This is a genomic window from Shewanella morhuae (assembly GCF_900156405.1).
In the GTDB taxonomy this organism is placed as follows: Bacteria; Pseudomonadota; Gammaproteobacteria; order Enterobacterales; family Shewanellaceae; genus Shewanella; species Shewanella morhuae.
This window is the reverse complement of the sequence record NZ_FTNN01000005.1, coordinates 183,020-208,979: the sequence shown is the minus strand read 5'-3', so window position 1 is coordinate 208,979 and position 25,960 is coordinate 183,020. Positions and strand designations below refer to the sequence as shown.

Annotated in this window: 20 protein-coding genes and 1 pseudogene; 8 read left to right on the top strand and 13 right to left on the bottom strand. The window is 42.4% G+C overall.

The window, feature by feature from the left end; all coding sequences use genetic code 11:
- Positions 1-210: 210 nt before the first annotated feature.
- On the top strand, positions 211-795 hold the full coding sequence (locus BW947_RS08310; protein WP_076498377.1) for a Maf family protein: 585 nt from the start codon (positions 211-213) through the stop codon (positions 793-795).
- A 172-nt stretch (positions 796-967) separates the two neighbouring features.
- Here BW947_RS08310 and BW947_RS08305 read toward each other — a convergent pair whose 3' ends face one another.
- On the bottom strand, positions 968-1,684 hold the full coding sequence (locus BW947_RS08305) for an HAD family hydrolase (protein ID WP_076498374.1): 717 nt from the start codon (positions 1,682-1,684) through the stop codon (positions 968-970).
- Positions 1,685-1,706: 22 nt separating this feature from the next.
- Entirely contained in the window at positions 1,707-2,666 is a 960-nt protein-coding gene (rluC, locus tag BW947_RS08300; protein ID WP_076498371.1) for a 23S rRNA pseudouridine(955/2504/2580) synthase RluC, read from the bottom strand.
- Between the two features lie 537 nt (positions 2,667-3,203).
- Here rluC and rne point away from each other — a divergent pair.
- Together rne and BW947_RS18430 are read left to right on the top strand one after the other, a co-directional pair.
- Positions 3,204-6,572, top strand: a complete 3,369-nt coding sequence (gene rne, locus BW947_RS08295) for a ribonuclease E (protein ID WP_076498368.1) — start codon at positions 3,204-3,206, stop codon at positions 6,570-6,572.
- 212 nt (positions 6,573-6,784) lie between these two features.
- Positions 6,785-7,703: pseudogene (locus BW947_RS18430) on the top strand (IS630 family transposase).
- A gap of 305 nt (positions 7,704-8,008) precedes the next feature.
- Here the strand turns inward: BW947_RS18430 and BW947_RS08280 are convergent.
- The 3 genes from BW947_RS08280 to BW947_RS08270 form a co-directional block, all read right to left on the bottom strand.
- Positions 8,009-8,218: a cold-shock protein gene (locus BW947_RS08280; protein WP_006081219.1), complete on the bottom strand. Its 210-nt coding sequence runs from the start codon at positions 8,216-8,218 to the stop codon at positions 8,009-8,011.
- Positions 8,219-8,524: 306 nt separating this feature from the next.
- Positions 8,525-9,340: a 23S rRNA (guanine(745)-N(1))-methyltransferase gene (gene rlmA / locus BW947_RS08275; RefSeq protein ID WP_076498359.1), complete on the bottom strand. Its 816-nt coding sequence runs from the start codon at positions 9,338-9,340 to the stop codon at positions 8,525-8,527.
- A gap of 40 nt (positions 9,341-9,380) precedes the next feature.
- Positions 9,381-10,208 carry a hypothetical protein gene (locus tag BW947_RS08270; RefSeq protein ID WP_076498356.1) on the bottom strand — a complete coding sequence of 276 codons (828 nt, stop codon included), beginning with the start codon at positions 10,206-10,208 and terminating at the stop codon, positions 9,381-9,383.
- 178 nt (positions 10,209-10,386) lie between these two features.
- On the opposite strand from BW947_RS08270, the gene sbcB reads away from it, so the two are divergent.
- The gene (gene sbcB / locus BW947_RS08265) at positions 10,387-11,799 is read left to right on the top strand and encodes an exodeoxyribonuclease I (protein ID WP_076498354.1); all 1,413 of its coding nucleotides are present in this window, start codon (positions 10,387-10,389) and stop codon (positions 11,797-11,799) included.
- A gap of 221 nt (positions 11,800-12,020) precedes the next feature.
- Positions 12,021-12,911, top strand: a complete 891-nt coding sequence (gene cdd / locus BW947_RS08260; RefSeq protein ID WP_076498351.1) for a cytidine deaminase — start codon at positions 12,021-12,023, stop codon at positions 12,909-12,911.
- Positions 12,912-13,157: 246 nt separating this feature from the next.
- Here cdd and BW947_RS08255 read toward each other — a convergent pair whose 3' ends face one another.
- The 3 genes from BW947_RS08255 to BW947_RS08245 all read right to left on the bottom strand — a co-directional run bounded on the left by BW947_RS08255 (position 13,158) and on the right by BW947_RS08245 (position 14,492).
- Positions 13,158-13,373: a DUF1289 domain-containing protein gene (locus BW947_RS08255; RefSeq protein ID WP_076498348.1), complete on the bottom strand. Its 216-nt coding sequence runs from the start codon at positions 13,371-13,373 to the stop codon at positions 13,158-13,160.
- Positions 13,348-13,698 carry a VOC family protein gene (locus BW947_RS08250; RefSeq protein WP_076498345.1) on the bottom strand — a complete coding sequence of 117 codons (351 nt, stop codon included), beginning with the start codon at positions 13,696-13,698 and terminating at the stop codon, positions 13,348-13,350. Before BW947_RS08250 ends, BW947_RS08255 begins: the two co-directional genes overlap by 26 nt.
- Positions 13,699-13,787: 89 nt before the next feature.
- Positions 13,788-14,492 (bottom strand): DUF445 domain-containing protein, encoded by a 705-nt coding sequence (locus BW947_RS08245; protein WP_076498342.1) that lies wholly within the window; start codon positions 14,490-14,492, stop codon positions 13,788-13,790.
- Between the two features lie 565 nt (positions 14,493-15,057).
- Between BW947_RS08245 and BW947_RS08240 the strand changes: the two genes are divergently transcribed.
- On the top strand, positions 15,058-18,399 hold the full coding sequence (locus BW947_RS08240) for a DUF748 domain-containing protein (protein ID WP_076498339.1): 3,342 nt from the start codon (positions 15,058-15,060) through the stop codon (positions 18,397-18,399).
- Positions 18,400-18,691: 292 nt separating this feature from the next.
- Complete coding sequence (locus BW947_RS08235; protein ID WP_076498336.1) at positions 18,692-19,048, top strand: glutaredoxin family protein; 357 nt, start codon at positions 18,692-18,694, stop codon at positions 19,046-19,048.
- 107 nt (positions 19,049-19,155) lie between these two features.
- On the opposite strand, the gene BW947_RS08230 is transcribed toward BW947_RS08235, so the two are convergent.
- Entirely contained in the window at positions 19,156-19,845 is a 690-nt protein-coding gene (locus BW947_RS08230) for an energy-coupling factor ABC transporter permease (protein WP_076498333.1), read from the bottom strand.
- 187 nt (positions 19,846-20,032) lie between these two features.
- Between BW947_RS08230 and BW947_RS08225 the strand changes: the two genes are divergently transcribed.
- Positions 20,033-20,506: a hypothetical protein gene (locus BW947_RS08225; protein ID WP_076498330.1), complete on the top strand. Its 474-nt coding sequence runs from the start codon at positions 20,033-20,035 to the stop codon at positions 20,504-20,506.
- 111 nt (positions 20,507-20,617) lie between these two features.
- On the opposite strand, the gene BW947_RS08220 is transcribed toward BW947_RS08225, so the two are convergent.
- The 4 genes from BW947_RS08220 to BW947_RS08205 are packed head-to-tail and all read right to left on the bottom strand — an operon-like array spanning position 20,618 to position 25,951.
- On the bottom strand, positions 20,618-20,797 hold the full coding sequence (locus BW947_RS08220; RefSeq protein ID WP_076498327.1) for a Trm112 family protein: 180 nt from the start codon (positions 20,795-20,797) through the stop codon (positions 20,618-20,620).
- The gene (lpxK, locus tag BW947_RS08215; protein WP_076498324.1) at positions 20,784-21,803 is read right to left on the bottom strand and encodes a tetraacyldisaccharide 4'-kinase; all 1,020 of its coding nucleotides are present in this window, start codon (positions 21,801-21,803) and stop codon (positions 20,784-20,786) included. The genes BW947_RS08220 and lpxK overlap by 14 nt, the downstream gene beginning before the upstream one ends.
- Entirely contained in the window at positions 21,804-23,612 is a 1,809-nt protein-coding gene (msbA, locus tag BW947_RS08210) for a lipid A export permease/ATP-binding protein MsbA (protein ID WP_076498321.1), read from the bottom strand. It lies immediately after the preceding gene.
- A gap of 32 nt (positions 23,613-23,644) precedes the next feature.
- Complete coding sequence (locus tag BW947_RS08205; RefSeq protein ID WP_076498318.1) at positions 23,645-25,951, bottom strand: DNA internalization-related competence protein ComEC/Rec2; 2,307 nt, start codon at positions 25,949-25,951, stop codon at positions 23,645-23,647.
- Positions 25,952-25,960 lie beyond the last annotated feature (9 nt).

The window sequence follows — 25,960 nt, the reverse complement described above, 5'->3', positions numbered from 1 at the left end:
AGTTTGCAACTTAAGCCTTTCTCCAGCCCCAACATTGAAATTGACGTGGGCGAAATAGTACCCAAGCATGAGGCCGCATACAAGCATAAGCCGTCTAAAATAGCCGCATTTAGCCGTATTCGCTGAAAAGAAAGCGTAAAAAACGAAACAGTTGTGCACTCTCGCTCAAATTGGTCACAATATAGCTCAATTTTTTACGGAAATTCATTTATGCCACCCCCGTTAATCTTAGCTTCGACGTCTATCTACCGACAATCGCTACTACAAAAACTCGGTTTAGCCTTCGAGTGCTGTAATCCTGATATCGACGAAACAGCACATAGTAATGAATCGGCCCCAGCATTAGTCCTTAGACTCGCCAAAGCAAAGGCATTTGCTGGTGCAACACAATTTGTAGATGGATTGATTATAGGTTCTGATCAAGTCGCTGTTATTGATGGCCAGATTATCGGTAAACCCCATCATTTTGACAACGCTGTTGCGCAGCTTACCCAAGCCTCAGGTAAAGCCATCACTTTTTATACCGGACTCGCACTTTATAATGCCGCAACGGGGATGATGAACGCCGAAGTTGAACCTTTTACCGTGCATTTCAGGCAACTCAGCCATGCACAGATTGTGGCTTATGTAAAAAAGGAAGAGCCCTATTACTGTGCAGGTAGCTTTAAAAGTGAAGGTTTAGGGATCGCTTTATTTACGCAGCTCGAAGGTCGAGATCCTAATACCTTGGTTGGTTTACCACTAATACTATTAACTGAGATGCTGTTAGCCCAAGGTATAGATGTTTTGGCATAATTCACTTTGGTTTTAGTTTGATAAGCATCGCTTTTACTGAGCGCGCTTTGTTTATTAAATAAAGCGCGCAAACTTTAATCCGCCAAAGGATAAGGTATATACCGTAATAAGGAAGGTTGTACCAAGATAGCGTTTATCATCACGCCTGCATAAAAAGTATAGTTAATTATAGTTAAAGGTGTTGCAGTAATTGCTCTGGCGAATCAATCAAGGCAATAGGTTTTGCCCGCAATAACTTTTTGGCGTTGTGGGCACCATAGGTCACACCGATGCTATCAATCCCAGCATTGGCCGCCATGGTCAGATCCAATAAAGAATCACCCACCATCAAAGCTCGTTCAGGCGCAATATTCAATTCGTAAAGCAAGCTTGAAATCATTTCAGGATGGGGTTTACTGTTCACTTCATCTGCGCAGCGTGACGCAACAAAGTACTTTCCAAGTCCACTTTGTTCAAAAACGCGTTCAAGACCTGCGCGGGCTTTACCTGTTGCAACTGCTAATTGATAGCCTTGGGTGTGCAAGTGACTAATTAAGGCAGGCGCTTGTGCAAAGAGCGGCGTTGGCGTGGTGTCTAAATGTAAATATTGTGTTTTAAACTCAGCGCGCATGTGTAGGTAGCCATCCTCTAACCTTTGGCTAGATTCATTTTTAGAGAACGGATGTAGAAAATCTGCTGAAGAATCACTTCGACTGAGTCCTTGCGGGAAAAGAACTCGCAGCGCCTCAGTCATAGATAAACCGATAACATCACGAATGTCATTTTCAGTTGGGATAGGCAGGAGCAATGCTTTAGCCATGTTTTCAATGCAGATGATAATTTTACCGATGGAATCCATCAGCGTGCCATCCCAATCAAAAATCACTAAATCATATTGCTTTATCTTCATCCTTGAATCCTATCCCTACTTGTTACACACGCTTTAACTTGTCCAATAATTGTGACAAATTATGATCTAAAGGTGCAGAAACCCGCATCACTTCATCATTTTCAGGATGAATAAACATGAGTTCTGCCGCATGTAAAAATAGTCGCGCTAAACCTAACGCACGCATACTATCGTCAAACTTTTGCTCGCTATACTTATCATCACAGGCGATAGGATGACCAGCAAACTGGCAATGCACACGAATTTGATGAGTACGGCCCGTAACTGGGCTGGCCTTAACTAAAGTACAACCTTGGTAACGCTGCATAATTTTAAAGCGCGTTTCTGACGGTTTACCTTCAGCGTTGACGCGCACGATACGCTCACCAGATTTAAGGGTGATTTTTAATAAGGGCTGCTTAACCGCTTTATCTTGAGCAGACCATTCACCTTTCACTAAGGCTAAATAATCTTTTTGCATCTTTTTATGTCTAAGCTGATCATGCAGATGTTTGAGCGCGCTTCGCTTTTTAGCGATCAATAAAACACCGGAGGTATCCTTATCGAGACGATGTACTAACTCTAAAAACTTCTGCTGAGGACGCAGTGAACGCAGCGCTTCAATCACGCCGTAATCAACACCGCTACCGCCATGTACCGCTATTCCAGCAGGTTTATTTAACACGATCAGATGATTATCTTCATGCAAGATACGATCTTCAAGCTGCGACACTTTACTTAAGTTGGCCGATGGCGCAGTACGATTGTCTGGCTCTGCGACTCTAACAGGCGGAATACGCACTATATCGCCAACCTGTAACTTGTACTCAGGTTTAATGCGCTTCTTATTAACTCGAACCTCGCCCTTGCGGACAATGCGATAGATCATGCTTTTCGGCACGCCCTTCAGTTTGGTCATTAAGTAGTTATCGATACGCTGTTCGAAGTGATCTTCATCAATCGTGATCAACTGAACCTGTTGTGGGGTGGATTCTATATTCATGATGCGCCATCTAATTATTGCAGCGGTCATTGTACAACAACTGAGAAGAATTGTGCCTTCCCATTGCTGAATTTTTTGATTGTTGCTATATTTCACCTGCGATTAGGGATAACCCGTGGATAAAGTGTTCACAAGCTCCCTTTCCCAAGCGGAAAGTCTCATGGATAAAAAAATATTTTCTTGATAGCAATTCATTGATTTGCAAGTCGTAGATTAAGTAAAAATACCACAAATGCGTTTTTACGATTAAATCGAGAAAATCACCTTAAATTAATAAGGTTTCCTGGAATTTTTCTCCCAGATTTCGAAACATATTTTAACTTGTCGTCAGACAAACCGATTCGACTTGGGCATTACCGGAACGAAACTAAAGAATTTATGGGGTTGGTTGATGTTTTACAACGAATTCCTTGTTTTTGTAATCATTAAAAAATAAGCCATAAATAGGATGCGACACGCAGCGACTGCGTCTAACAGTAATGCGCACCTTGCCTAGCCACAAGCCGTGAGGCTTTGTTGACCACAGCTAGGCCCGTAATGCAGCGAAACGCGATGTTTGATGACCTCTATTTAAAGAAGAATGACGTCATCATGAAACGTATGTTAATCAATGCGACTCAATCAGAAGAGTTGCGTGTTGCCCTTGTTGATGGGCAACAACTGTATGATCTAGATATTGAAAGTCCAGGTCACGAGCAAAAAAAATCAAATATTTACAAAGGTAAAATTACCCGCGTAGAACCCTCTCTAGAAGCCGCATTCGTTGACTATGGCGCCGATCGTCATGGCTTTTTGCCGCTAAAAGAAATTGCCAGAGAATATTTTCCTAAAGGATATTCTTTCCAAGGTCGCCCAAATATCAAAGAAGTGGTCAGTGAAGGACAAGAAGTTATTGTTCAAATTGATAAAGAAGAACGTGGCAATAAAGGTGCAGCATTAACTACCTTTATCAGCTTAGCGGGCTCTTATTTAGTGTTAATGCCAAACAACCCACGTGCTGGCGGGATTTCTCGTCGTATTGAAGGTGATGAGCGTACTGAGTTAAAAGAAGCACTGGCCGATTTAGAAGTACCTGCCGGCATGGGTCTTATTGTCCGCACTGCTGGTGTAGGCAAAGAATCTGCAGAATTAAAGTGGGACTTAAAAGTTCTACAGCACCACTGGACTGCGATCACTGAAGCTGCACAAGTAAAAGGCGCCCCTTTCTTAATTCACCAAGAAAGTAACGTCATTGTTCGCGCTATTCGTGACTATTTACGCCGTGATGTCGGCGAAATTCTCATCGACCATCCACGTATTTTCGAAGAAGCTAAGCAACATATTGCTTTAGTTCGTCCTGATTTCGTTGAGCGTGTAAAACTTTACGAAGCTGAAGTGCCATTATTTACACACTTCCAAATCGAATCACAAATTGAATCGGCCTTCCAACGTGAAGTGCGTCTACCTTCTGGCGGATCAATCGTAATTGACCCAACAGAAGCCTTAACCTCAATCGATATCAACTCTGCCAGAGCGACTAAAGGTGGAGATATTGAAGAGACGGCGCTAAATACTAACCTTGAAGCTGCTGATGAAATTGCCCGCCAATTACGTTTACGCGATTTGGGCGGTTTAGTCGTTATCGACTTCATCGACATGACACCGGTACGCCATCAACGCGAAGTTGAAAATCGCTTACGTGATGCGGTGCATCATGATCGTGCTCGTGTGCAATTAGGCCGTATTTCACGCTTTGGTTTGATGGAAATGTCACGCCAGCGTTTACGCCCATCTTTAGAAGAATCAGCTGCACATATTTGCCCACGCTGCCATGGCCAAGGCACTATTCGTAGTACTGAATCATTAGCCTTGTCGATTCTTCGTTTGATGGAAGAAGAAGCAATCAAAGAAAATACATCACAAATTGAAGCCGTTGTGCCTGTCGATGTAGCAGCGTTCTTGTTAAACGAGAAACGTAAAGCTATCCGAATTACAGAACAACGTCATAATGTTGAAGTATATATCATCCCAGATGCACACATGATGACACCTGATTATCGTGTTATTCGCCATCGTAGTGATGATGAAATCAGCGAATCAAGCTACAAGCGCATTGAGCAGCCAGAAGCTAAGTTGTATGAGCCCCGCAAATTGGAGCGTACAACCGCAGCTGCGCCAGCTTTAAAAGGTTATGCCGCACCACAAAAAGTGGAACAAGCACCATCGCCAACGGTAAAAGAACAACCATCACAGCCTGGTTTTTTCAGTAAGCTAGTGAGTGCGATAAGTGCGATGTTGGCACCAAGCGAAAAAGCTGAGCCAGTAAAAGCGCCTGAAACTAAAACTGCTGATAGCAGCGCAGCTAACGCAAACCGTCGTAATCGTCGTAATGACACTCGACGCCCACGTAGCGCCCAAGATGCAGACAAGACAAAAGAAGGCACTCGCGAACCACGTAGTCGTAATCCAAGAAAACCTGCGGATGCGATAGCAACGTCACAAGAACGCCCTACTCAAGATAAAGACGAAGCGACAAAACGTCCGATAAAAGCGGAATCTAAGCCACGAGTTCAAGCACCAAAAGACGTTATTGCGGATATTGATACTGACACCGATACTCCGAAGCAAGAAGTTGCTCGTGAGCGTCGTCAACGTCGTAATATGCGCCGTAAAGTACGTATCGATAATGGTCATAATACGCCAGATAATGCGATACCTATTTCTCCTGAAGAAGTTGTTGAAGTATTGACAGAGATTGCAGCTGTAAATGCTGCCGCTGTCACTATCGAAGTGAAAACTGCGGTAATCACTGAAACAACGGCAGAAACGAGAACACCAAGAACACGTCGCCAGCCTCGTAAAGATGCATCACTGGCTCAAGACTCGATAGAAAGTGAAGCTTTAGACAACGAAGTTTTAGAGCATAATGTTGCCGAAACTACCACTAAAGAAGCACCAACCATAGGTGTTATCGAAGCGGAAGTCACAACAACAGAAATAACAGAAAGCACCGCGCCAGTAGATGTACTATCGAAAGATAACGACATTGAAAGCACTGATGATGAAAATGCTGACAGTCAGTCAAAACAAGAGCCAAGAGAAGGTCAACGTCGTAGCCGTCGTAGCCCACGCCATCTTCGCGCAGCGGGTCAGCGCCGTCGTCGTGATGAAGATGACCAAGGTACATCAACGCCAGCACAGTTTGTTCCTAATGACGAGTTAGGTGTTGACCAAGAGTACCCACGAGAAGTCGCTAGTGTTCGTCTTGAAGCACCGGTAGCAGCGGTACCTACTCAGTTAGAAGCCGCTATTACACAGAACGTAACAACCGAAATCGAGCACACTCAAACAATTGCAGCACCGATGGCTAAAATCCCTGCTGAAGTAAAAACTGAAACTCTAGTTGAAACGACTAAAAAGAGCGAAGTTGAGGCAGCAGAACCTAAGTCACCAGTAGAAACTAAATCTGCTGAAATCAATGCACAAGCAAAAGCAGTTGAAGCGAACGTTAACTTTGCATCAGTAACCGAAGCCCCCGTAATGGCTACCGAGTCAAATAAGCAAGTTGAGCCGGTGATTCAAACAGAGTCTACGGTGGAATCAAATGTTGCTTCAAAAGAAGCAGTTAAAGCAACATCTTCAGCGCCGACGGCCAAACCCGCATCCATTGCAAAACCTCAATTAGCGCCTCAAGTTGCATCTACTGTAACAACAAAGCCTGTGATTGATGTTGTTGCTAACAAACCAAAAGCTGCGAGTCGTTTTGGCTCTATGGTGTCCTCTGACATGACTAAACCAGTGGTTGAAGTGAGAGAGCAAGTTGCAGTACCTAAGGGACGCGAGTATGAAAATACTACGACTGAAGAGACTTCTAGCGCTAAAATCAAATTGGCGAACGGTGCAGAATCGGATATGACTCGTCCATAATCACTTTGGTTCGATAGATAGCTAAATGCCGCTCACTTAAGGTGAGCGGCATTTTTATTAGTTTGTTTTAAACATAACTTAACTGCTTGCGGAAATACTTATTATGCCAATAGTCTTAATTGTGTAATCAAATTAGTCGCCACTTTGTAACCTTACAAAGTATGAACAAGCCCAATATCCTAACCTGAATGAAATCAGACGCACGTAAACGTATGCATTATATTACAGCACTTCACTAAGAAGCCGCTATTGCCAGTATGTAGAAGAACAGTAGAACCTGTGTTAATAAGCGGGTTACCACTGACCTTCCCCAAGGGCTGTCAGGTCTAAATGACAAGCTTTAGCACAGCAAGCTAGTCTCAAAGCGCTTATACACCTCTCTAGGCAAGGGGGTAGACTGATGGCAGAGGATCTCCATCATTTTATTCAACCTGAATTTTGGGCGACATTCAAACAAGCTAATATCTACCGTCTACTACATCAATTGGGTTTTTCATGGATAACCACTCGCTCTCGCCACCCGAAACAATCGGAGGCTGTGCAAGCAGCTTTTAAAAAACTTCCTAATGGCAACGATTCCGTAACACCCCGGGCCATGTTGCACTCTATCGCATTGATGTTTGGTTGCAAGATGAAGCCAGATTTGGTCAACAAAATACTACCACCCGTATTTGGGCCAAGAAAGGGACACGTCCACGCGCGGTAAGGCAGCAACAGTTTGAATCGGCGTATTTATATGGCGCAGTGTGTCCTGCAACTGGCGAAACAGAAGCGATTATTGCCCCGTATGCTAACAGCGAATACATGTACCAACATTTGAAGTTAATTTCTGCTGCAACGACATTTGGGCGCCACGCCCTGATCATCATGGACGGCGCTGGCTGGCATCAACAAGTGTTAGCCGACGACGTTGATAATCAGACCGTCCTCAAGCTGCCTCCTTACTCACCCGAACTCAACCCCATAGAGCAAGTCTGGCAATGGCGACGCCAAAATGTGTTGGCCAATCGCTGTTTTAGTGGTTATGACGATATTGTTGAGCAATGCTCCATCGCATGGAATAGCTTCATCAAGAATAAAGAAAGGGTGAGTAAATTGTGCTCAAGACAATGGGCAATACTGACCGGTTAATTAATATAAATGGTATAATATGGGCAAAAATAATGCAGATTGGTATGAGTTTGATTTCGGCTATAAGAATAGGCCAAAACTAATTCAGGTGCAGAGGCATGTTTTATTTTATTACTGATTAGTGACAGTTTAGAGATGGAATGATGAATAAATAATTGAGCTAAAAGTTTTCACTCAAAAATAAGGAGCTAAATACTTTGACGAATATCGATAACGTTAAACCTTACACAAATAAAAAGAGCCATGGAATTAACCATAGCTCTTTGATCCATTGCTCTTAGCTCTAAGCTAACAGCACTGAAACATTAACCAACGATAGTTACGTTTTCAGCTTGTGGACCTTTTTGACCTTGAGTCACAGTGAAAGACACTTTCTGACCTTCATCAAGAGTTTTGAAACCGTCAGAGTTGATCGCACGGAAATGTACGAAAACATCTGGACCAGATTCTTGCTCAATGAATCCGAAACCTTTGTCAGAGTTGAACCATTTAACAACACCAGTAACTTGAGACATAATATAAATCCTGTAAATAAAAAATTAAAGCCTTAACGGCGGTGGAGCTGGAAAATGCCGGTATTACTTATGTTTACAGGACGAACTGGTCGTATTGAACACATAAATATAAGCCCAACCTTCAAGCTAACAAGACTATAAACCATTCTAAAGATAAGTCAACATACTGCGACACTTTGGATTATTTATTTTGCCTACGTCTACTTTATGATTTTGCAACCGGCTAGCTGAACACTAAGTCCATGCTGTTTCACAGGTATAGTAAAGCACTTTAAATATTTTATTTCAATCGCTTAATCTATGTTATCACCTTGAAATGCGATGCACTTCAATTTGGAAATCCAGCTCACAATTTAGCCCTTGTGAGGCAAGTAATTGTTTTTGAACATCGGTAAACTTCCAAGCGTAGGGAGTCATTTCTAAGAAATGAGCAATATGTTCTCTATGAATTAATTTGAGCTGGGATTGCAGACGTTCTTGATGTAAACATTCGAATCCTAAAATATGCGTCGTGGACTCGGCATGCAGTCTAGGCTCGGCATAAATCTGTTTTTTTAATGCCAAATGGTGCAAAGGGCCAGGTGAAACAGTGATTAACACACCGCCATTGGCCATAATCCTGTGTAGTTCTTCAATCTTTGAAGGCGCATAAATACGAATAGCCAAGTCGACACTTTGAGCTGCAATAGGCATTTCATAAGCACTTGCGACGCAGAACTGTAGATGAGGATAAAGCTTCGCAGCATACTTAATTGCTGACTTAGAAATATCAATGCCTTGTAACTCACACTGATGATGCTGATTCAACACATCGAATAAACGCTGACTGTAGTACCCTTCCCCACAGCCTATATCGAGTATTTGCTTTGCTTCAGGCGCAAACTTAAGTGCAAGTTCATTAACTCTATCACTCAAGCCTTGATAGTAACCAGCGGTTAAAAACTCACGCCGAGCAAACATCATCTGTTTGTTATCGCCAGGATCTTTTGAATTTTTCTTCTGTACAGGTAATAAGTTGACGTAACCCTCTTTGGCTACATCAAACTTGTGTTGCTGTGAACAACCCCAAGTTCGCTCTGTTAACGCCAGAGGTGCGGCGCACAGAGGACATAAATAGTGCATAGTGGACTCTTATCGTTTACTAAATTGGAGTAACAACCATTTAAGTGTCGTCTTCCATTAATCGGCCAACCATCTGAACCAGTTCAGGTGGTGCTAGTAACTCATAACACTCTAGTTTTCGTAATAATTTATCTGTGTTATCCGTATCATTAGCCGAGCGATTATAATTGGGACGTTCAAACATATGGGTATAAGTTCTAAATAACCACTGCTGTTTCTGCATTAATAATGGGGTAAGCCTTAATGCTTCATCGGCAAGGCCGGCGTGACACTGACCCAAGTCGCCACGTACAAACTTTTGTAATTCTAACCTAACCTGCTCGATTTCTGCCATGTCAATGGCAATCGATTCGGATGATGTTGCATAGTCGTATTGTCTTGCTAGCAGGGCTTTAGCGACCAATAATACTTTTGGCTCATGTAAAACACGTAAATCAGTTTCTAAAGGGACTAATTCAAATTTGGAATCAGCTTGTAAGGCAAAAGTTAAGCAATTATCCAAGTTTTGGCAGTTAGCCATATCTAAGGAAAAAGAAACTCCTCGCCTCAATTCTGCCGCGCAAAATTTTGCTGCTGTTCCCATACGCGTATAAAGCCGAAAACCTTGGCCAATACAACGAGTGACTGGTGCATTAAAAGCCTGAGAACTTTTTGATAGCGATTCGACCGTTAAGCCCATAAACGGTTGAAAGCGAACTGTAATATTTTTCAGCGCATCGGCATTCGCTATAACGATGATCTCTAGCAATGGCGCACTTATCGCCTGTAATACCATAAAATCACTAATGTCGTCGGGTAATCGCAACGTGAGTATCGATGTTTTTTCGACATCAAGCACTATGGGTTCATTTAGAAAATGATGATACATGAGACACTCTTCCCCCTATTTAAGTGCAATTGTACCGTCTAATCTCTATTAAAATCACCTAGTAAACCATTATATTCCTAAGTTAATGACTTAGTTTTAACCATGCCGTAAATGTTCATTCCGAGTGTTTAGGTGTTAAGATGTGACTATTCAACAAACTGTCATTTGAATCTAATTTATGTCTAATCATTCCCAGCCAAGTATATTCTGGCACGACTACGAAACATTTGGTGCAAACCCTGCAAAAGACAGACCCTCGCAATTTGCTGGTATTCGCACGGATTTAGATCTCAATATTATCGGCGAACCTGAGACGTTTTATTGCAAACAGGCCACTGATTATCTGCCGTCGCCGGAAGCGATATTGATCACAGGGATCACACCGCAGTTAGCTAATTTAAAAGGCATCCCTGAAACTGAGTTTATGGGACGTATTCAGGTCTTATTTAGCCAACCCAACACCTGCGTTGCCGGTTATAACTCACTGCGTTTTGACGATGAGGTGACCCGTTATGGCTTTTATCGCAACTTTATCGATCCCTATGCTCGCGAATGGCAAAATGGAAACTCCCGCTGGGATATCATCGATTTAGTTCGCGCTTGTTACGCCTTTAGACCTGAAGGAATCAATTGGCCGACAAAAGAAGATGGCTCGCCTAGCTTTAAGCTAGAGCACCTGACTCAAGCGAATGGTTTAAGCCACGAGAAAGCCCATGATGCAATGTCAGATGTATATGCGACGATTGCAATGGCTAAGCTTATTCGCGAAAAACAACCTAAGTTATATCAGTACTATTTTGATTTGCGTCGCAAACAAGCGGTTAGCGATCAAATCGATGTACTTAATATGCAGCCACTTGTTCACGTCAGTTCAAAAATTAGTGCACGTAATGGTTGTACCACCTTGATTTCACCTGTAGCGCACCATCCAACCAATAAAAATGCCGTTATTTGCGTTAATTTAGCGATGGATTTAACGCCGCTATTTGAGCTCGATATTGAGCAAATTAAAACGCGCATGTATACGTCAAGAGCCGATCTGGCCGAAGATGAATTGCCTATCCCTGTCAAACAAATTCATTTAAATAAATGCCCATTTATCACCTCAGCAAAAATTCTCAGCGATGAACATGCCGCTCGTTTAGGTATAGATAAAGAATTTGCCAGAGCACAATATAAAAGCTTGAAACAACACCCCGAACTGCGCGAGAAATTAGCACTATTGTTTGAGCGCGATGAGAGTAGAGCCACGACAGATCCCGACTTAATGTTGTATTCTGGTGGTTTTTTTAGTCAAGCGGATAAAGCGAAAATGGAAATCATCCGTCATACCCTACCGCAAAATTTAGCTGCGTTAGATTTGCAATTTGATGATCCACGCATTCCTGAAATGTTGTTCCGTTATCGTGCCAGAAACTACCCAGAGTTACTTGATTATGAAGAGTCACTGCGCTGGCGTGAATTCTGTCAAAGTCGTTTAGCCGATCAAGACTATGTACTTAAATTAGAAAACTTACTACAAGATACGCAAGCAGATGAGAATAAACAAAAATTACTTACCGCGCTTTGTCATTATTTGCGCGAGCTTTAAATTTTTGTAAGGTCATAATCTTATCTCTTGTATTTAAAAGCTTTAAACAAAGCTTTAGACTCAGCCATATACTGGCAATATATTTAAACAGACTCAGTATAGATTAATAACAATCAATACATTAATGTTCACAGCGTATAAACGCGAGCTAACTCGCATTTATACTGTAACAAAATTACTAGAATGTTCTTTCATGAACTTAACAAATAAGGAATCGGGAAATGCAAGATAGATTCAATCACAGCATAACCCTACTGCCAACGCCGTTAGCAGATGCACTCATTCCCATGTTAAACCAACACTTTGCGGGGCACCTCAATGCACAACAACTTGCTACGCTAACAAGTGCAAGTAAAATGAGTGAAGCTGAAGTGTTATTAGCATTACTGCCAATAGCCGCAGCGCTGGCTAAACCGCCTATCAGTGAGTTTTATGTTGGCGCGATTGCCAAAGGCAAAAGTGGTGATATTTACATGGGCGCGAATATAGAATTGCCCGGTGAAGCATTATTTCACTCAGTCCATGCGGAACAAAGTGCTATTAGCCATGCTTGGCTAAGCGGTGAAAGCCAAATCGTTGATATCATAGTCAATGCCAGCCCTTGTGGCCATTGCCGTCAATTCATGAATGAATTGGTGGAAGGTAGCAAGATTTGTATTCATCTACCAGCACAGGAAAGTCATCCTCTCGCGTATTATTTACCCTATGCTTTTGGGTCTAAAGACTTAAATGTCACCTCCCCCTTAATGGCTAAGCAATACACTGAATTTGCGTTAGATAGTGCCGATCCTATGATCATCGAAGGCTTAGAACATGCAGGTTTAAGCTATGCGCCTTACACTCAAAGTTTTGCTGCCGTGGTATTAGAAACCCACGATGGCGCAACCTATTGTGGTCGCTACGCCGAGAACGCAGCGTTTAATCCTTCTATGCTCCCCATGCAGATGGCATTATCGAATCTAACTCGCCATAACCGTGAGTTTAGTGATATCAGTCGTGCTGTATTAATTGAGTCGTCTCAAGGAAAAATTAGTCTAGTAGGCGCGACGATGGATGCACTGCATACCGTTGCGGCTATCGAACTTGAGCACATAGTGATAGAACCAGTATAAACAGTGTTTCAAAATATCAATGGTGACATACGTTAATGCGTATTTCACCATTGATTTATCAACTGAGATATTCACACTTGTGTTTAAAATTTGATATCAATGTGGGTAAATTTATTGATGTGGGTCGATCAAAGATCGTTAGGATTAAGGTCATAAGCACGACTAAACTGCATTCTGAAAATGATTAATGGCCTCAAGTCTTTTTACTCTTTGCTTACTCAACAACGACAGAATCAATCATTATCGCTACACAGCCCCGCCGCTTAATTTAGCCAGGTGAGCACATTTACGCTGTCTCATTTTGGCATAACACGCTTGTTGTTCCGCTTCTGACATTACACGCCATGCTAAAATCTCGTCGAGATGCCTAAAACAACCTAAGCAAATATCTTGCTGATCTAAACAACAATTACGAATACAAGGAATTACGTGAGAATTATTCTGACCAGACGGCATATTCATTGCCACAGGGTTCTGTAAAATGGAATCGGCGCCCACCAGGGAAGTTAAATATATCAGCCGTAATAGCGCCACCAGCTTCAACAACAGATACCAGAGTTAATGCTAAATTTTGACTATATATCACAATCAATGGGCAACCTCGCGTCAGAGTAAAATTGATATCAGCTTGATAGAATCCTCCAGTGATACCTGCATCCACAAAGCAGCTATATTCAGGGCCATAATCAACATAATCCCAACCAAAAACGTGGTTAAAAAAGGCCTTCGAGCTCGCAATATCTCGACTCGGTATTTCTAAATAATTTATACTGTGGTGAGGGTTCATAGACAGCCTTGTTATTTGATATTCACGCCTACGTTGTAAATAAAAACAGGAGCTAAAGCTCCCATTTTCATTTGCGACTTTTACTTAGGTTAGCCTTGTATTAAAGCGGCGACAAGTCCAATCAGACCGCCAAATACACCGCCCCAAATCACTAGCCATCCCAAATGTGTTTGGATCATATCCTGTACGATTTTTTTCACCATTTGCGGTGTAAGCTCACTTAATCTTTGTTCTACTATATTGGCAATTTTTGTTTGTAAATCGGCCATTACATTTGGTTGTTCAATTTCTTGCTGCAATAGCTCATGGAATGCGTCACTTTGGGCCATTTCAACCAAAGAGGCCTTCATTTTCACAATAAATGGCTCTTTTAACGGCAATAATGCATCAGTGCCACCGAACATCGACAGCATGCCACCAAAGGAAGATTGCGCGACCGTACTGATTAGAGCATCAAATGAAGGCGCTAAATCAACCTTTCCAATCACAGGCGCCAAATCTATTTTACTAAACCCTTGTTTTTCAGATAAAAATCGCTCGATATTCTCGGTAGTAAAAAACTGTTTCATCATTAAGTGAGCGATACCCGCTTTAAATTCTTCAAAACGCGAAGGCACAACGCCTGAGCCATAAAGTCCTGGGACTTTCTCAAACAACATGTATATCGCAACCCAATTGGTAATTGCGCCAGATAAAGCAAACAACCCCACACTCAGTACCATTGCCGAATCAATAACATATCCCACCACGACCAAGGCAGCCGCTAATAAATTGGTCACTAAACTCTTATTCAATCTCGTATCCCCTAAGATAGCATCGATAAAATGTAAAACTGGCTTATATTAACAAGCTAACAGGACTTAGGTCTAACAATGAAATCCACTTTTCAATTAAGCACTTTGTTATATATGTTCAGTTTTAATACTGCTCTAAACCTTATCTTGATAACGCATTAACAACGGCTGAGTTCAAACATAAACAAGGCTTATCCAAGGAAGCCTTGATGCAGCCTGAGCCAACATCAACAAAAAAAGGGTGAGTGATATGCCATTTAAGTAAAAGATTTTTAACGAAGATATTTTAATTGGATAAAAAACATCAAGGTGCCATTATCATCTTGATTAACTCACTAAAAATCTTATCGCGGCCTAAAAAATAGCATTAAAACTGACTATTCAGCCATACTGTTAAGATAGTGCACACCCACCTAAACTAAGCTAAACACGGAATGTTAATCGACAATAATAAAAGTTAACAAATAATAACCTTAACTAATTCTGGCAACACTAGCGTTATTCGCTAGAATGTCCGTACTTATGCCAGTTTTACACTGACTTATGCATTGGAGCCTTAATATTAATGCTGACCCAGCTATCGAAATTTAACCAACTTTTTTTTGCCCTGCCAAGGTATCTTCGAGTGATTTTTTACCTTGTGCTTATCTATCTTGGGTATATCTGCGCATTGGGCATATTACTTCCCTATGCGATTACGACTCAGGCGCCAGAGAAGTTGTCATCTTTATTGGGGCGTCAAGTTACCCTCGGTGACGTTCGCATTAACCCTTTTAATTTCAAAGTCGAAATCGATCAATTTGCCATTAAAGAAAAAGATGAGAAGCCATTTGCTGGCGTAGCACAAGTTCAATTTGAAGTGAACTTTTGGCAATCGGTGTTTAAGCGTATTGCAGTCATCGAACACATACACATACAAGCGCCCTACGCACACATCATCCGTGTGGACAGAAAAAATAAAATAGGATTCAACTTCGACGACATTCTATTGACCTTAAACAAACATTCATCCGCAAGCCCTAATACCACACCTGCAGATGTTAGCGCGCCCGTTCGCGTTCTACTGAGCCAATTTGTATTAGATGCTGGGCAAGTCAGCTTTGATGATAAAATCACGAATGCTCAAGTCAATTATCCCAATATCAATCTGAAACTCAGTCACCTCGATACTGAATATTTGATGACCGCAGTGACTGAATCCATTGCGCCAGCCATAAAAGCGAACAAAGCAGAGGTCAGCACTGCAAATGCCCAAACGATATCGAAATCTACAGTTGTACCCATCAAGCATAACCATTATGCAATGCACCTACGTGACGATCATGCCGGCGAAATCAGCTTGCAAGGACAATTCCAACTGTTCCCGTTAAAAATCACTGGTGATGTGCAACTTGCTAAGCTTAAGCTGACACCGCTGTGGCGATTTATCGACGATCAATTTATCCCAATCCTTACCAATGGCGAAATTAGTGCCAAAACGCAGTATCAAGTGGATTTAACCGATAATGGCGAGTTACAAATCACCAGTAATCATGGCCAATTCATTGTCGAAAAACTCAATTTTAACGACCAAAAACGCACTGTGGTTAAGCTGCCACTCTTTGCCCTTGACGGTATTTCAGTGAATTTGCAGCAACAGAAAGTGCATATTAATAAACTGCACAGTGATGGCTTAACAATTAATGCAATGTTGAGTCAAGATGGTCTCGATCTAGCCAACTTGTTTACGCCTAAATCATCAACCCCTGCAGCAAGTTCAACCCAAACGGTTGCAAAACCAATAGAGACTCAGCTTGCAGAAAACGTACAAGCCCCATTAGTTGAAGAAAAGCCTCAAATAGTTAAGGTTTCAACTGATGTAAGCAATACAACGCCCCCCCCGACTGAAAGTCAATTAGCTGCGACTAACGACAAGGATAGTGCTGTACTCAACAATGACATCGCCGCAAACGCTGCTACTACGACTAAAAAAGCCACGGCTACAGTCCCGGCTGAAAAATCGACTTGGTTAGTGCAACTCGATGAACTACATGTTGAAAACTATGATATTAATTTATCAGAACAAAAACTCACCGCAACGCAGCAGCAATGGCGTGTCTATCCACTTAATTTTTCAACCAAAACCATAACAAGCACGTTAGCGACTCCGATTGAATACGAACTACAACTCAGCATTAATGACAAAGGAAGTTTTAGCTCCCAAGGCCAAGTAGATATTACTGGCGAAGCCATAGATGCCAATATCCAACTCGATAAATTGGCGTTAATCCAGTTTCAACCTTACCTGGCGCCTTATATTAATATCCAGCTCAAAAGTGGTCTATTAAGCTCTACAGGCAAACTCACTGCCGATGCAAAGGGTAAAGCTATTTATGCTGGTAATGTTGATCTAGATGATTTAGCTATTAATGACACATTACGTCATTCCCCGCTGGTCAAATGGCAAAAAATGAATATCAATCAACTGGATTTTGACCAACAAAAAAATCAAATTAAAATTGATCATTTAGCCTTTATTCAACCCTACGCCAAAGTGGTGATTGCCAAAGATAGAACGACCAATATCAGCGACCTTATCGTTGATACTCCTGTGTCGACAGCTAATAGCAAGCCCGTTCCAACTACAGAAAGTGCTGCAGCGCCACCTACACATTCGCAAACAGCAAGCAAAACGGCAACACCAGAATTAACGCTCGATATCCAAAAAATTAGCTTTAACCAAGGTTCGGCTTACTTTGCAGATAATTCACTGACACCAAATTTTGCCTCGGGTATTGAGCTACTAGAAGGAAATATCACGCATTTATCTTCAATACCAGGGACTAAAGCCTCGGTTGATATTAAGGGTAAAATAGATAAGTATGCGCCCGTCACCTTAAAAGGTGATATTAACCCCTTGTTAGATATGCCATATTTAGATCTTGATTTAGTCTTTAAGAATGTTGAGTTAACTTCGGTCAATCCCTACTCAGGTACCTATGCAGGTTACTACATCGATAAAGGCCAATTATCACTTTCACTAAACTACAAACTGGATAAAAATAAACTCAAAGGTAACAATCATTTAGTGATTAATCAGCTAAAGCTCGGTAAACCAAGTAATAGCGAACTAGCCACTAGCTTGCCCATCACGCTTGCAATAGCACTATTACAGGATCGTAACGGGGTAATTGATTTAGGCATGGAAGTCTCTGGCGATTTAGATTCCCCCAGTTTTAGCGTCGGTAGCATTATCATGACGGCGCTAAAGAATGTCATTACCAAGGCCGTTACAGCGCCCTTCACTTTCTTAGCGGGATTGATTGGTTCTGACGAGACCTTAGATAAAGTCAGCTTTACAGCAGGCCAATTCAGCCTTAGTGAAAAAGAGCAGCAAAGTTTAGATAAACTCGCCAGTGCATTACTCGACAGACCAATGCTCAAGCTCAGCGTTGAAGGGGAAGTCGATGCTATCAATGACAGCCAAGCCATTGCTGAGCGCATCATGAAGCGTAAATTGGCTAAGTTAGCCAATATCGAGTTCAGTGCGTTACCTGATGGTTTAAGTCCGAGCCAATTTCCGATCCAAGGGCCGCTTGCCGATGCGTTAGTGAAACTCTATGAGCAAGAAGTAAAAGCGGATCCTTCTCAAGTAAAAGACACGGTTATCTCGGAAGCAAAAGATACCTCACTTTCAGACGACGAAATCACCACGCGTTGGCATATCGCCTTATATAATCTGTCAGTTAAAGCACAGAGTGTTAATGATGACATGTTAGGTAATTTAGCCCAAGAAAGAGCAAAAACGGTGAAAACATACCTTGTTGACGTTAAGAATATTGCGCCGGAGCGGATTTTCTTACTCGAAAGCCGTATCAATTTAAATCAAAATGCGGCGCAAGTGAGCCTAACAATTGATGCACAATAACTCAGTCAATCAATAATTAGCTATGTAACATAAGCCCGCTAAAGGTTAACTTCAGCGGGCTTTATTTTGTAATTAAGTGCAAAGATATTCCCTTATGTAATCAAACCTTTTGTCAGCAGTCCCCAATTAAAACGTTGGCCGCGCTTTGTGTCATAGGTTACACTCTGCGGCATTTGTGTAACAAGGTATCGCATTAATCACTGAATACCTCAGACTGGTGGTTGCGTCATTGCCGCAGCGCTATTTATACACAAATGTGAATACCCACTCCTATATCATTGAGGTCAATTACATGTTTATCGTTCGCTGGATCCTAGGCAGAATTATTCTGTTATTAAACTTTATCTTTACCCCTAAGAAACGCCAACGGCCACAGGATGAGCAACAAAAAATTGATGTTCAAACCCAAACATTGACACTATATCAATATCCTGCATGCCCATTTTGTGTAAAAGTCCGCCGAGCGATTCGCCGTCAAGGACTCAACATCAAAACACTTGATGCAAAAAAATCGCCCCATAAAGATGAACTCACCGTTCAAGGTGGTAAGCAACAAGTGCCTTGTCTGCGTATTGAAGACAATGGCCAAGTACAATGGTTGTATGAGTCAAAAGAAATTATCAGTTACTTAGACCAACGCTTCGCCTAACTCGGGCGTAATTGTCTCAGCGTCATTTAAAAATGCGCCCAATAATCTTTCCGGTGAATATAGGGACTACGGGCGCAATAATTATCTGAACTCAGATGTTATGCACTTTATTTACGCCATAGATATTCGCGATCAGAATAATCAAACAACCACTGCGGTTGATACACCACGAGTAATGTCACCGCCATACCATTGAGTAATGCCTCAGGAAACGCCAATAAAGGGATTAACATTAAGTAATTATCAAATAACACGTTCCAGTCATAATCTGCTGCAGCCCACAACCACATCGCCCAACTCAGTTGATGAAATACCATAGAAAAGCCGGAGTTAATAAAACCGCCAACAAAAATAAACACAAAGATGTGTTTAGGAAATAAATGGTAACTACGGCTGTATAACATAAAACATAAAAACAGTGGCATAGCTATCGCAAACAGGCTAAAAGCACCAAAATCAGCAGGCTGCTTTAATACAAAAAGACTAAAAAAAGCGCTCGGTAACAGTAAGGCCAACGTCGCAAGGCGCCAACCAAACATAAGCATACAAGTCACAATGCCTAAAAAATGCAGATGCAGCCCGGTTTGAATACTGGCATTTAACGACCAAAGCGCATTAATCCCCACTAACACCAGTAATAAGCGCCATTGCAGATTTTTATCCCGACGTATTTGTGCTAATTCATCTTTGGGCCAAATTGCGTATACCCATAGCACCAAAAGCACAAGGCATATGCCTTGAGTTAAGCCCAAACCCCACTCAATTTGTGCCCATTTATTCGACCAAAACGCCAACATTGATAGCCCATCCTTATAACCCATTACGCCTATACCCACAGTGTACTCGCCACTCTTAACCCCTGATATGTCGATAGTTTGGATATAGAGCCACACTCAGTCGATGGAGATACCATAAATCCATGAACTTTATAGCCATAGTAAGGTATTCTTCTATTAGTTAATAACCTTAGAGCTAAATTTTATTATGCCACTTCGATATTTCAGCATTGCCATATTAAGTTGTTTATCGCTCATCGCTTGCAGCAGTGCCCCTATCGATCCAAGTGAACTAGCGGGAAAATTACGTGATAAGTTAGCTACTGATATTAAAGCCGACGGCCTTAAGCTTTTTATCTATAAAGCACGTTTAGTTGATGATAAGTCGGCTTTTAATGACGTTGAGCGTCCCTTATCAAATGAGACATATCGACGCAATACACAAGATCCACGTGAACAACGTCGCGCGATGCAAGATTTGCAAGACTCATTAGAGATATGGGGACGACAAGTAGAATTAGGGCTAACAAAAACTCTTGAAATGACCGGTTACTGCCGTGAAGGTTACATTGAGTTGAGCCGGATTATTGAGCCGAGTCGAGGTGAAATCCGCGGAGAGTGCCAAGAAGGAGCAAGCGATGCCGATAAACAAAAATTTGTGAATGATCAAACTAAACGCTAAATAACCATCCATCTTGCAGCTGTACAAAACCTTAAATCAGCTAAACATAACAAAAATAATAAATCTAAAGTCTAAATATGCGCGTATAGATAATACGCGCATTAATATATTCTAGACGGTTTCAGTCAGTGGTTCGGCACGATTTTCCAGTAATACAGGAATACCTTCCGTGATTGGATAAGCTAACTTATCTGCTTTACAAACCAGTTTTTGTGCCACTTTATCGTACTCAAGTTTCCCTTTACACACAGGGCAAGCCACTATATCTAACAATTTTTTATCGAATGCCATGGAAGTTTCCTTGTTTAGCGGCAGCCACCTCGCGAAGACGTGCGAGCAACTGCTGATCAAATTGTGATGGTAGCTTGGCATCGACTGCCAAATACCACCAGTTTTCTTGTGCAAAATCGCGACATTTAACCGCATCTTTTTCTGTCATCAACAACGGCAAGTCTTTAGCTAAGTCACATAACTGGGCTTTATCATAAGCCTGATGATCATCAAACCCATGGCTTAATGCCAGTTGATAGCCTTGAGTGCGTAATGCTTCAAAGAAACGCGCAGGATTACCTATGCCCGCCATCGCAACCAGCGGCTGCGATTTATCAAAGGTGTAATCATTGGGCTTAGCATCGTATTTGACCGGTTTTACTGCTGTAGGAACCAATTGCATTTCAAACTGCCCTTTCGCAGCGGGGCCACCATTGCTCAGCACAAAATCCACTGACTCAAGACGCCACGCACCTTCACGCAGCGGACCTGCGGGTAACAGCAGTCCATTACCTAAACCACGCTGACCATCAATCACCACCAATTCAATATCGCGCGCCAGTGCATAATGCTGCAAGCCATCGTCACAAATAATGACATCAACACCAAACTCGGCAATGAGCGCATTGGCCGTATCGACTCGTTTCGCGCCAACGACCATAGGCACTTGAGTACGCGCGACTATCATGGCAGGCTCGTCGCCTACCTCTGCTGCACTTGCATCTAAGTTAACCGTTTTAACGCCTTGAATATCAACGCCGTAACCACGACTAATTACGCCAGGTTTAAAACCGTGCTGGCGCAATAACTCAATCAAATAAATCACTGTAGGCGTCTTACCGCTGCCACCTACGGTAATATTCCCGACGATAATCACTGGGATGGGCATTACAGTTTGCGATATTATCCCGAGACGAAATAATGTACGGCGTACACACGTAATACCCGCAAATAGCCACGATAAAGGCAGTAAGAGCCATCGTAATGGATGACCCTGATACCAAATTTTATTAACTAAGGCCTGCATCTAGCTACCAAATTGCATTTGATACAATTTGGCGTACATGCCATTCAATTCCAGTAATGACTGGTGCGTACCGCGTTCAACGATACGTCCCTGATCGACCACTAAAATTTGATCGGCACTCTCGATGGTCGATAGCCTATGGGCGATCACCACTGAAGTGCGATTTTGCCTGAGATTATCTAAGCCTTTTTGTATCGCTTTTTCTGACTCAGTATCCAGTGCAGAGGTCGCTTCATCGAGGATCAATACAGGAGCATCACGTAGCATTGCGCGCGCAATGGCAATACGTTGTCTTTGGCCGCCAGACAATAACACGCCATTTTCACCGACTTGGGTATCAAGGCCTTGGGGCAACTGATCAATAAACTCCATCGCATAGGCCAAGGTGGCCGCTTCAACAATCTGTTCACGCGTGGCTTCACCGGGATAGGCGTAGGCGATATTATTAGCAATAGTGTCGTTAAATAAGGTCACTTGCTGGGAAACTAATGCCACTTGGTTACGAAGCGACTTTAACGAGTAATCGTAAATGCTCACGTCGTCGAGCAGAATATCACCTGATTCAAGACCGGTATAAAAACGGGTCACGAGACTTGCTATCGTTGATTTACCTGAACCAGAACGGCCCACTAATGCTAAGGTTTGCCCCGGTTTAACTTCAAAATCCACATGTTCCAGTGCCCGACGGTCTTGGCTGTCATAACTAAAACATACGTTATCAAAGCGTAGGTGACCGTTAGCACGCTCAACACTGTAGGTTCCGGTATCGGATTCAGGCTGCGTATCGAGTAACTCAAACACTGTCGTACACGCCGCAATACCCCGTTGGAATTCGGCATTGACTCGCGTTAAGCTTTTAATGGGCTGTAACATCGCCATCATAGCGGCCAGAATCGTCGCAAAAGTACCCGCTGTAAGGTCGGTTTTCATGCTGTCTAAACTGGCGGCATACAGCACAAAGGCTAAACCAAACGAGCCGATAATCATGATTAATGGTTGGCTAATCGCCTGCGCAACGGCTAATTTCATATTTTGATGGCGGTTTTGGTCGTTAATTCTAGCAAAACGCGTAGCTTCTGTTTCTTGTCCACCAAAGGCTAATACGTTTTTGTGACCCTTAATCATTTGTTCTGTTGAGGCGCTAACGCTACCCATAGCCGTTTGAATCTGTTTAGAGACTTTACGGAAACGACGACTAACAATCGTAATGACTAACCCCATAACAGGGCCGATGACTAAGATACACAGCGATAATTTCCACGAGTTGTAGAACATCAACGCCAACATGCCGAGCACGGTTACACTGTCACGGACGATAGAAATCAAGGCGCTACCCGATGCCCTAGCAATTTGCTCAGTGTCGAAGGTGACTTTTGAAATCAAGTTACCGGTATTTTCCTTGTCCATATAACTGACAGGCAGGCGCAGATAATGCTCAAATACTTGCTGGCGCATATCCATAATTAATTTAGCGCTCATGTATGAAATGCCGTATGTCGAGACAAAGTTAGCAAATCCACGCAGGGAAAACATTAGGATAACCACGAGCGGTGCCATCATCAGCACATCGTTGTTCGCATGGAAACCTTCATTTGTTGGCAAAGCGATACCGCTGGTGACAGCCGCTGGTGCGCCGCCAGAGAAACCCTTATCAATAAAGGGGCCGATGAAAGCAATAAAGGCGGCATCGACGAGACCATAAGTAATTAAGCCCGCAACTGAAAGTATCAGCATGCCTTTCATCTGTTTGATATAGCCCAGTAATCGTTTGAAAACTGTCCACATTTCGTCTTTAGGAGATGTTGTCATAGATAACACTAAATTATGGCAAAGTGGGCATTCTACTCTGGATTAATAAAGTCACCAAATCTAAACAAAGAGTTGTACCAAAATGGCGCTAAATCACCACGATAAGTCTTTACCTCACGCTCAGACTGCTGAAAAATCACACTAATCTGCCCTTCTATTCCTGTAGTGAGGTGCATAATATCTCGCTGCTGATAACGTCCTACCACGATAGGTTTAGGCAAACCATAGCGATTGGCCAAACCTGCTGAAAATAAAACTAATTTAGGCGCAACGGCATCGATAAAGGCCTCAGTTGATGACGTTTTACTGCCATGGTGCGGCGCCACGAGAACTTCGCTTTGTAATATATATTCACTCCTTAATAGTGCGGCTTCAGTTTGTTTTTCAATATCTCCCGTCAGTAGCAGGCTTTGCCAATCATCATTAATGCGCGCCACACAAGAACCGTTATTACCCGCTTGCACTTGAGGTGGTGAGAGTAAATTCACATTTAAGCCTTGCCATTTAATATGCCTTGGCCGACAGTTTTGCCCATTAAGCCCAACCACATCGGTAATTAACTGCGCAGCAGGATAAGCATCTATTAAGATTGCAGCGCCACCAGCATGATCGTTATCACCATGGCTAATTACTATATAGTCAATAGTTTGAATACCCTTTGCTTTTAAAAATGGCAATATCACTCGCTCTGCATAACTAAAGTCATCACCAAAAGCGGCGCCCGTATCGTAGATAAATCCTCTGCCATTCTTTTCAATCACCACAGCTAAACCTTGGCCCACATCAAGTAAATGCATAGCCCATCGGTTGGAGTGAACACGAGGCCACAAGGTCATACAAGCAAGTAGGATGGGGATAAACAGTAAGCTCAGCATGCTTAACCATGGGAGATAATGCTTATTTTTAGGTACATAACGCCACAATATCCCACCAATAAAAGTAGATAATATTAAGGCTAATGTTGAGTCTGAAAGCGTTAACCAATGGGCTGGTAATTGCGGGCTTATATCTAACAGCCATGCATAGGGCGATAAACTCCAATCACTCAGGCGCAGTAACACCAACCAAGATAATCCAAACGCAGTCCCAAGCCACCAGCAAATAAATCCCGCCATAGCTAACGGGATCACCACAAAGCTAAACCAAGGTACTGCTAAAATATTCATCCACAAGCTATGTAAACTCACGCCGCCAAATAGTGCGGCTTGCAGTAATCCAAGCCCAAGACTTAAGCGCCACTGAATGGCCCAAAACTGCATTAATCCTGTGTATACACGCGTCCTTCGTGTTGAGATTGAGGTGAATTTTTTAGGCTGAATTTCTAAGGTGTATAAGATGATGCCTAAAGCACAAAACGACAGCCAAAATCCAGCACTTAAACAAGCCAATGGATCAAGCAGTAATACCATAAACAGAGCAAACAACAAGCGCTCCCACGCCGAGGAGAATCGCTTTAGTAAACTTAACAACATTAATAATAAAATCATCACTAAAGCACGTTGAGTCGAGATCCCAAAACCGGCCAAATAAGCATAAAAAGCGGCACTGATTCCGGCAGTGACTAACGCAAGAGTGATATTACGCCGACTCTGATGTGGCATAAAACGACTTAAACCGAACAACAGGCAAGTGTATATCCATGCTGTAACCACCGAGAGATGTAACCCAGAAATCGCCACTAAATGGCCCGTCCCTGTTTGCCTTAAAGCTTGCCAACGCTCTTTTGAGATCAATTGCTTATCACCTAAAAGTAACGCCAGTAAAATATCCCCTTGGGGCAATAAGGTTAATTCGGGTTTTAACGAGCTGATAAGGTCATTACGCAGTGAAGATGAAACCTCAAGCAATTGCGCATCAATAACTCGCCCTCTACCAACAAGATGTTGGCTGATAAATTGTTTTTGCTCGTTATAACCCCCTTGATTTAACACGCTCGCTATACTCTTTGGCGCTAAGGTGAATTGCCACACTTGACCAACATCGACTTCTGGCGGATTTTTCCACGATAGACGCAATTTTGCATTTGGCACGAAGATTAAATTTGGTTTAATGAAGGATATATCCAAACTTAGCCAGTCGCTGTTTCGACTAACTAGTGATATGATTTCGCCTCTTACCTGTATAGGTTGTTGTAACATCGGAAGATCCTGCCTAGATAAGCCTAAGCAAAAAATAGTTAGCCATGCAATTGCAAAGAGTCCACCTGCGCAAATAGGGATTTTTCGATGTATGATTAACGCCCCAGCAACAAGGTAGGGTAAATAATTGACTGGCGGCAGCGAAGGCCACAACATCGCTGATAACAAAATGGCACTAAAGCCAAACATGAATCGATTCATAGTGAATTA

Bases quoted from the DNA above. Each gene is read 5' to 3' on its own strand.
- BW947_RS08310 (WP_076498377.1), top strand. From the start codon at position 211: ATGCCACCCCCGTTAATCTTAGCTTCGACGTCTATCTACCGACAATCG.
- BW947_RS08305 (WP_076498374.1), bottom strand. From the start codon at position 1,684: ATGAAGATAAAGCAATATGATTTAGTGATTTTTGATTGGGATGGCACG.
- rluC (WP_076498371.1), bottom strand. From the start codon at position 2,666: ATGAATATAGAATCCACCCCACAACAGGTTCAGTTGATCACGATTGAT.
- rne (WP_076498368.1), top strand. From the start codon at position 3,204: ATGCAGCGAAACGCGATGTTTGATGACCTCTATTTAAAGAAGAATGAC.
- BW947_RS08280 (WP_006081219.1), bottom strand. From the start codon at position 8,218: ATGTCTCAAGTTACTGGTGTTGTTAAATGGTTCAACTCTGACAAAGGT.
- rlmA (WP_076498359.1), bottom strand. From the start codon at position 9,340: ATGCACTATTTATGTCCTCTGTGCGCCGCACCTCTGGCGTTAACAGAG.
- BW947_RS08270 (WP_076498356.1), bottom strand. From the start codon at position 10,208: ATGTATCATCATTTTCTAAATGAACCCATAGTGCTTGATGTCGAAAAA.
- sbcB (WP_076498354.1), top strand. From the start codon at position 10,387: ATGTCTAATCATTCCCAGCCAAGTATATTCTGGCACGACTACGAAACA.
- cdd (WP_076498351.1), top strand. From the start codon at position 12,021: ATGCAAGATAGATTCAATCACAGCATAACCCTACTGCCAACGCCGTTA.
- BW947_RS08255 (WP_076498348.1), bottom strand. From the start codon at position 13,373: ATGAATATGCCGTCTGGTCAGAATAATTCTCACGTAATTCCTTGTATT.
- BW947_RS08250 (WP_076498345.1), bottom strand. From the start codon at position 13,698: ATGAACCCTCACCACAGTATAAATTATTTAGAAATACCGAGTCGAGAT.
- BW947_RS08240 (WP_076498339.1), top strand. From the start codon at position 15,058: ATGCTGACCCAGCTATCGAAATTTAACCAACTTTTTTTTGCCCTGCCA.
- BW947_RS08235 (WP_076498336.1), top strand. From the start codon at position 18,692: ATGTTTATCGTTCGCTGGATCCTAGGCAGAATTATTCTGTTATTAAAC.
- BW947_RS08230 (WP_076498333.1), bottom strand. From the start codon at position 19,845: ATGTTGGCGTTTTGGTCGAATAAATGGGCACAAATTGAGTGGGGTTTG.
- BW947_RS08225 (WP_076498330.1), top strand. From the start codon at position 20,033: ATGCCACTTCGATATTTCAGCATTGCCATATTAAGTTGTTTATCGCTC.
- BW947_RS08220 (WP_076498327.1), bottom strand. From the start codon at position 20,797: ATGGCATTCGATAAAAAATTGTTAGATATAGTGGCTTGCCCTGTGTGT.
- lpxK (WP_076498324.1), bottom strand. From the start codon at position 21,803: ATGCAGGCCTTAGTTAATAAAATTTGGTATCAGGGTCATCCATTACGA.
- msbA (WP_076498321.1), bottom strand. From the start codon at position 23,612: ATGACAACATCTCCTAAAGACGAAATGTGGACAGTTTTCAAACGATTA.
- BW947_RS08205 (WP_076498318.1), bottom strand. From the start codon at position 25,951: ATGAATCGATTCATGTTTGGCTTTAGTGCCATTTTGTTATCAGCGATG.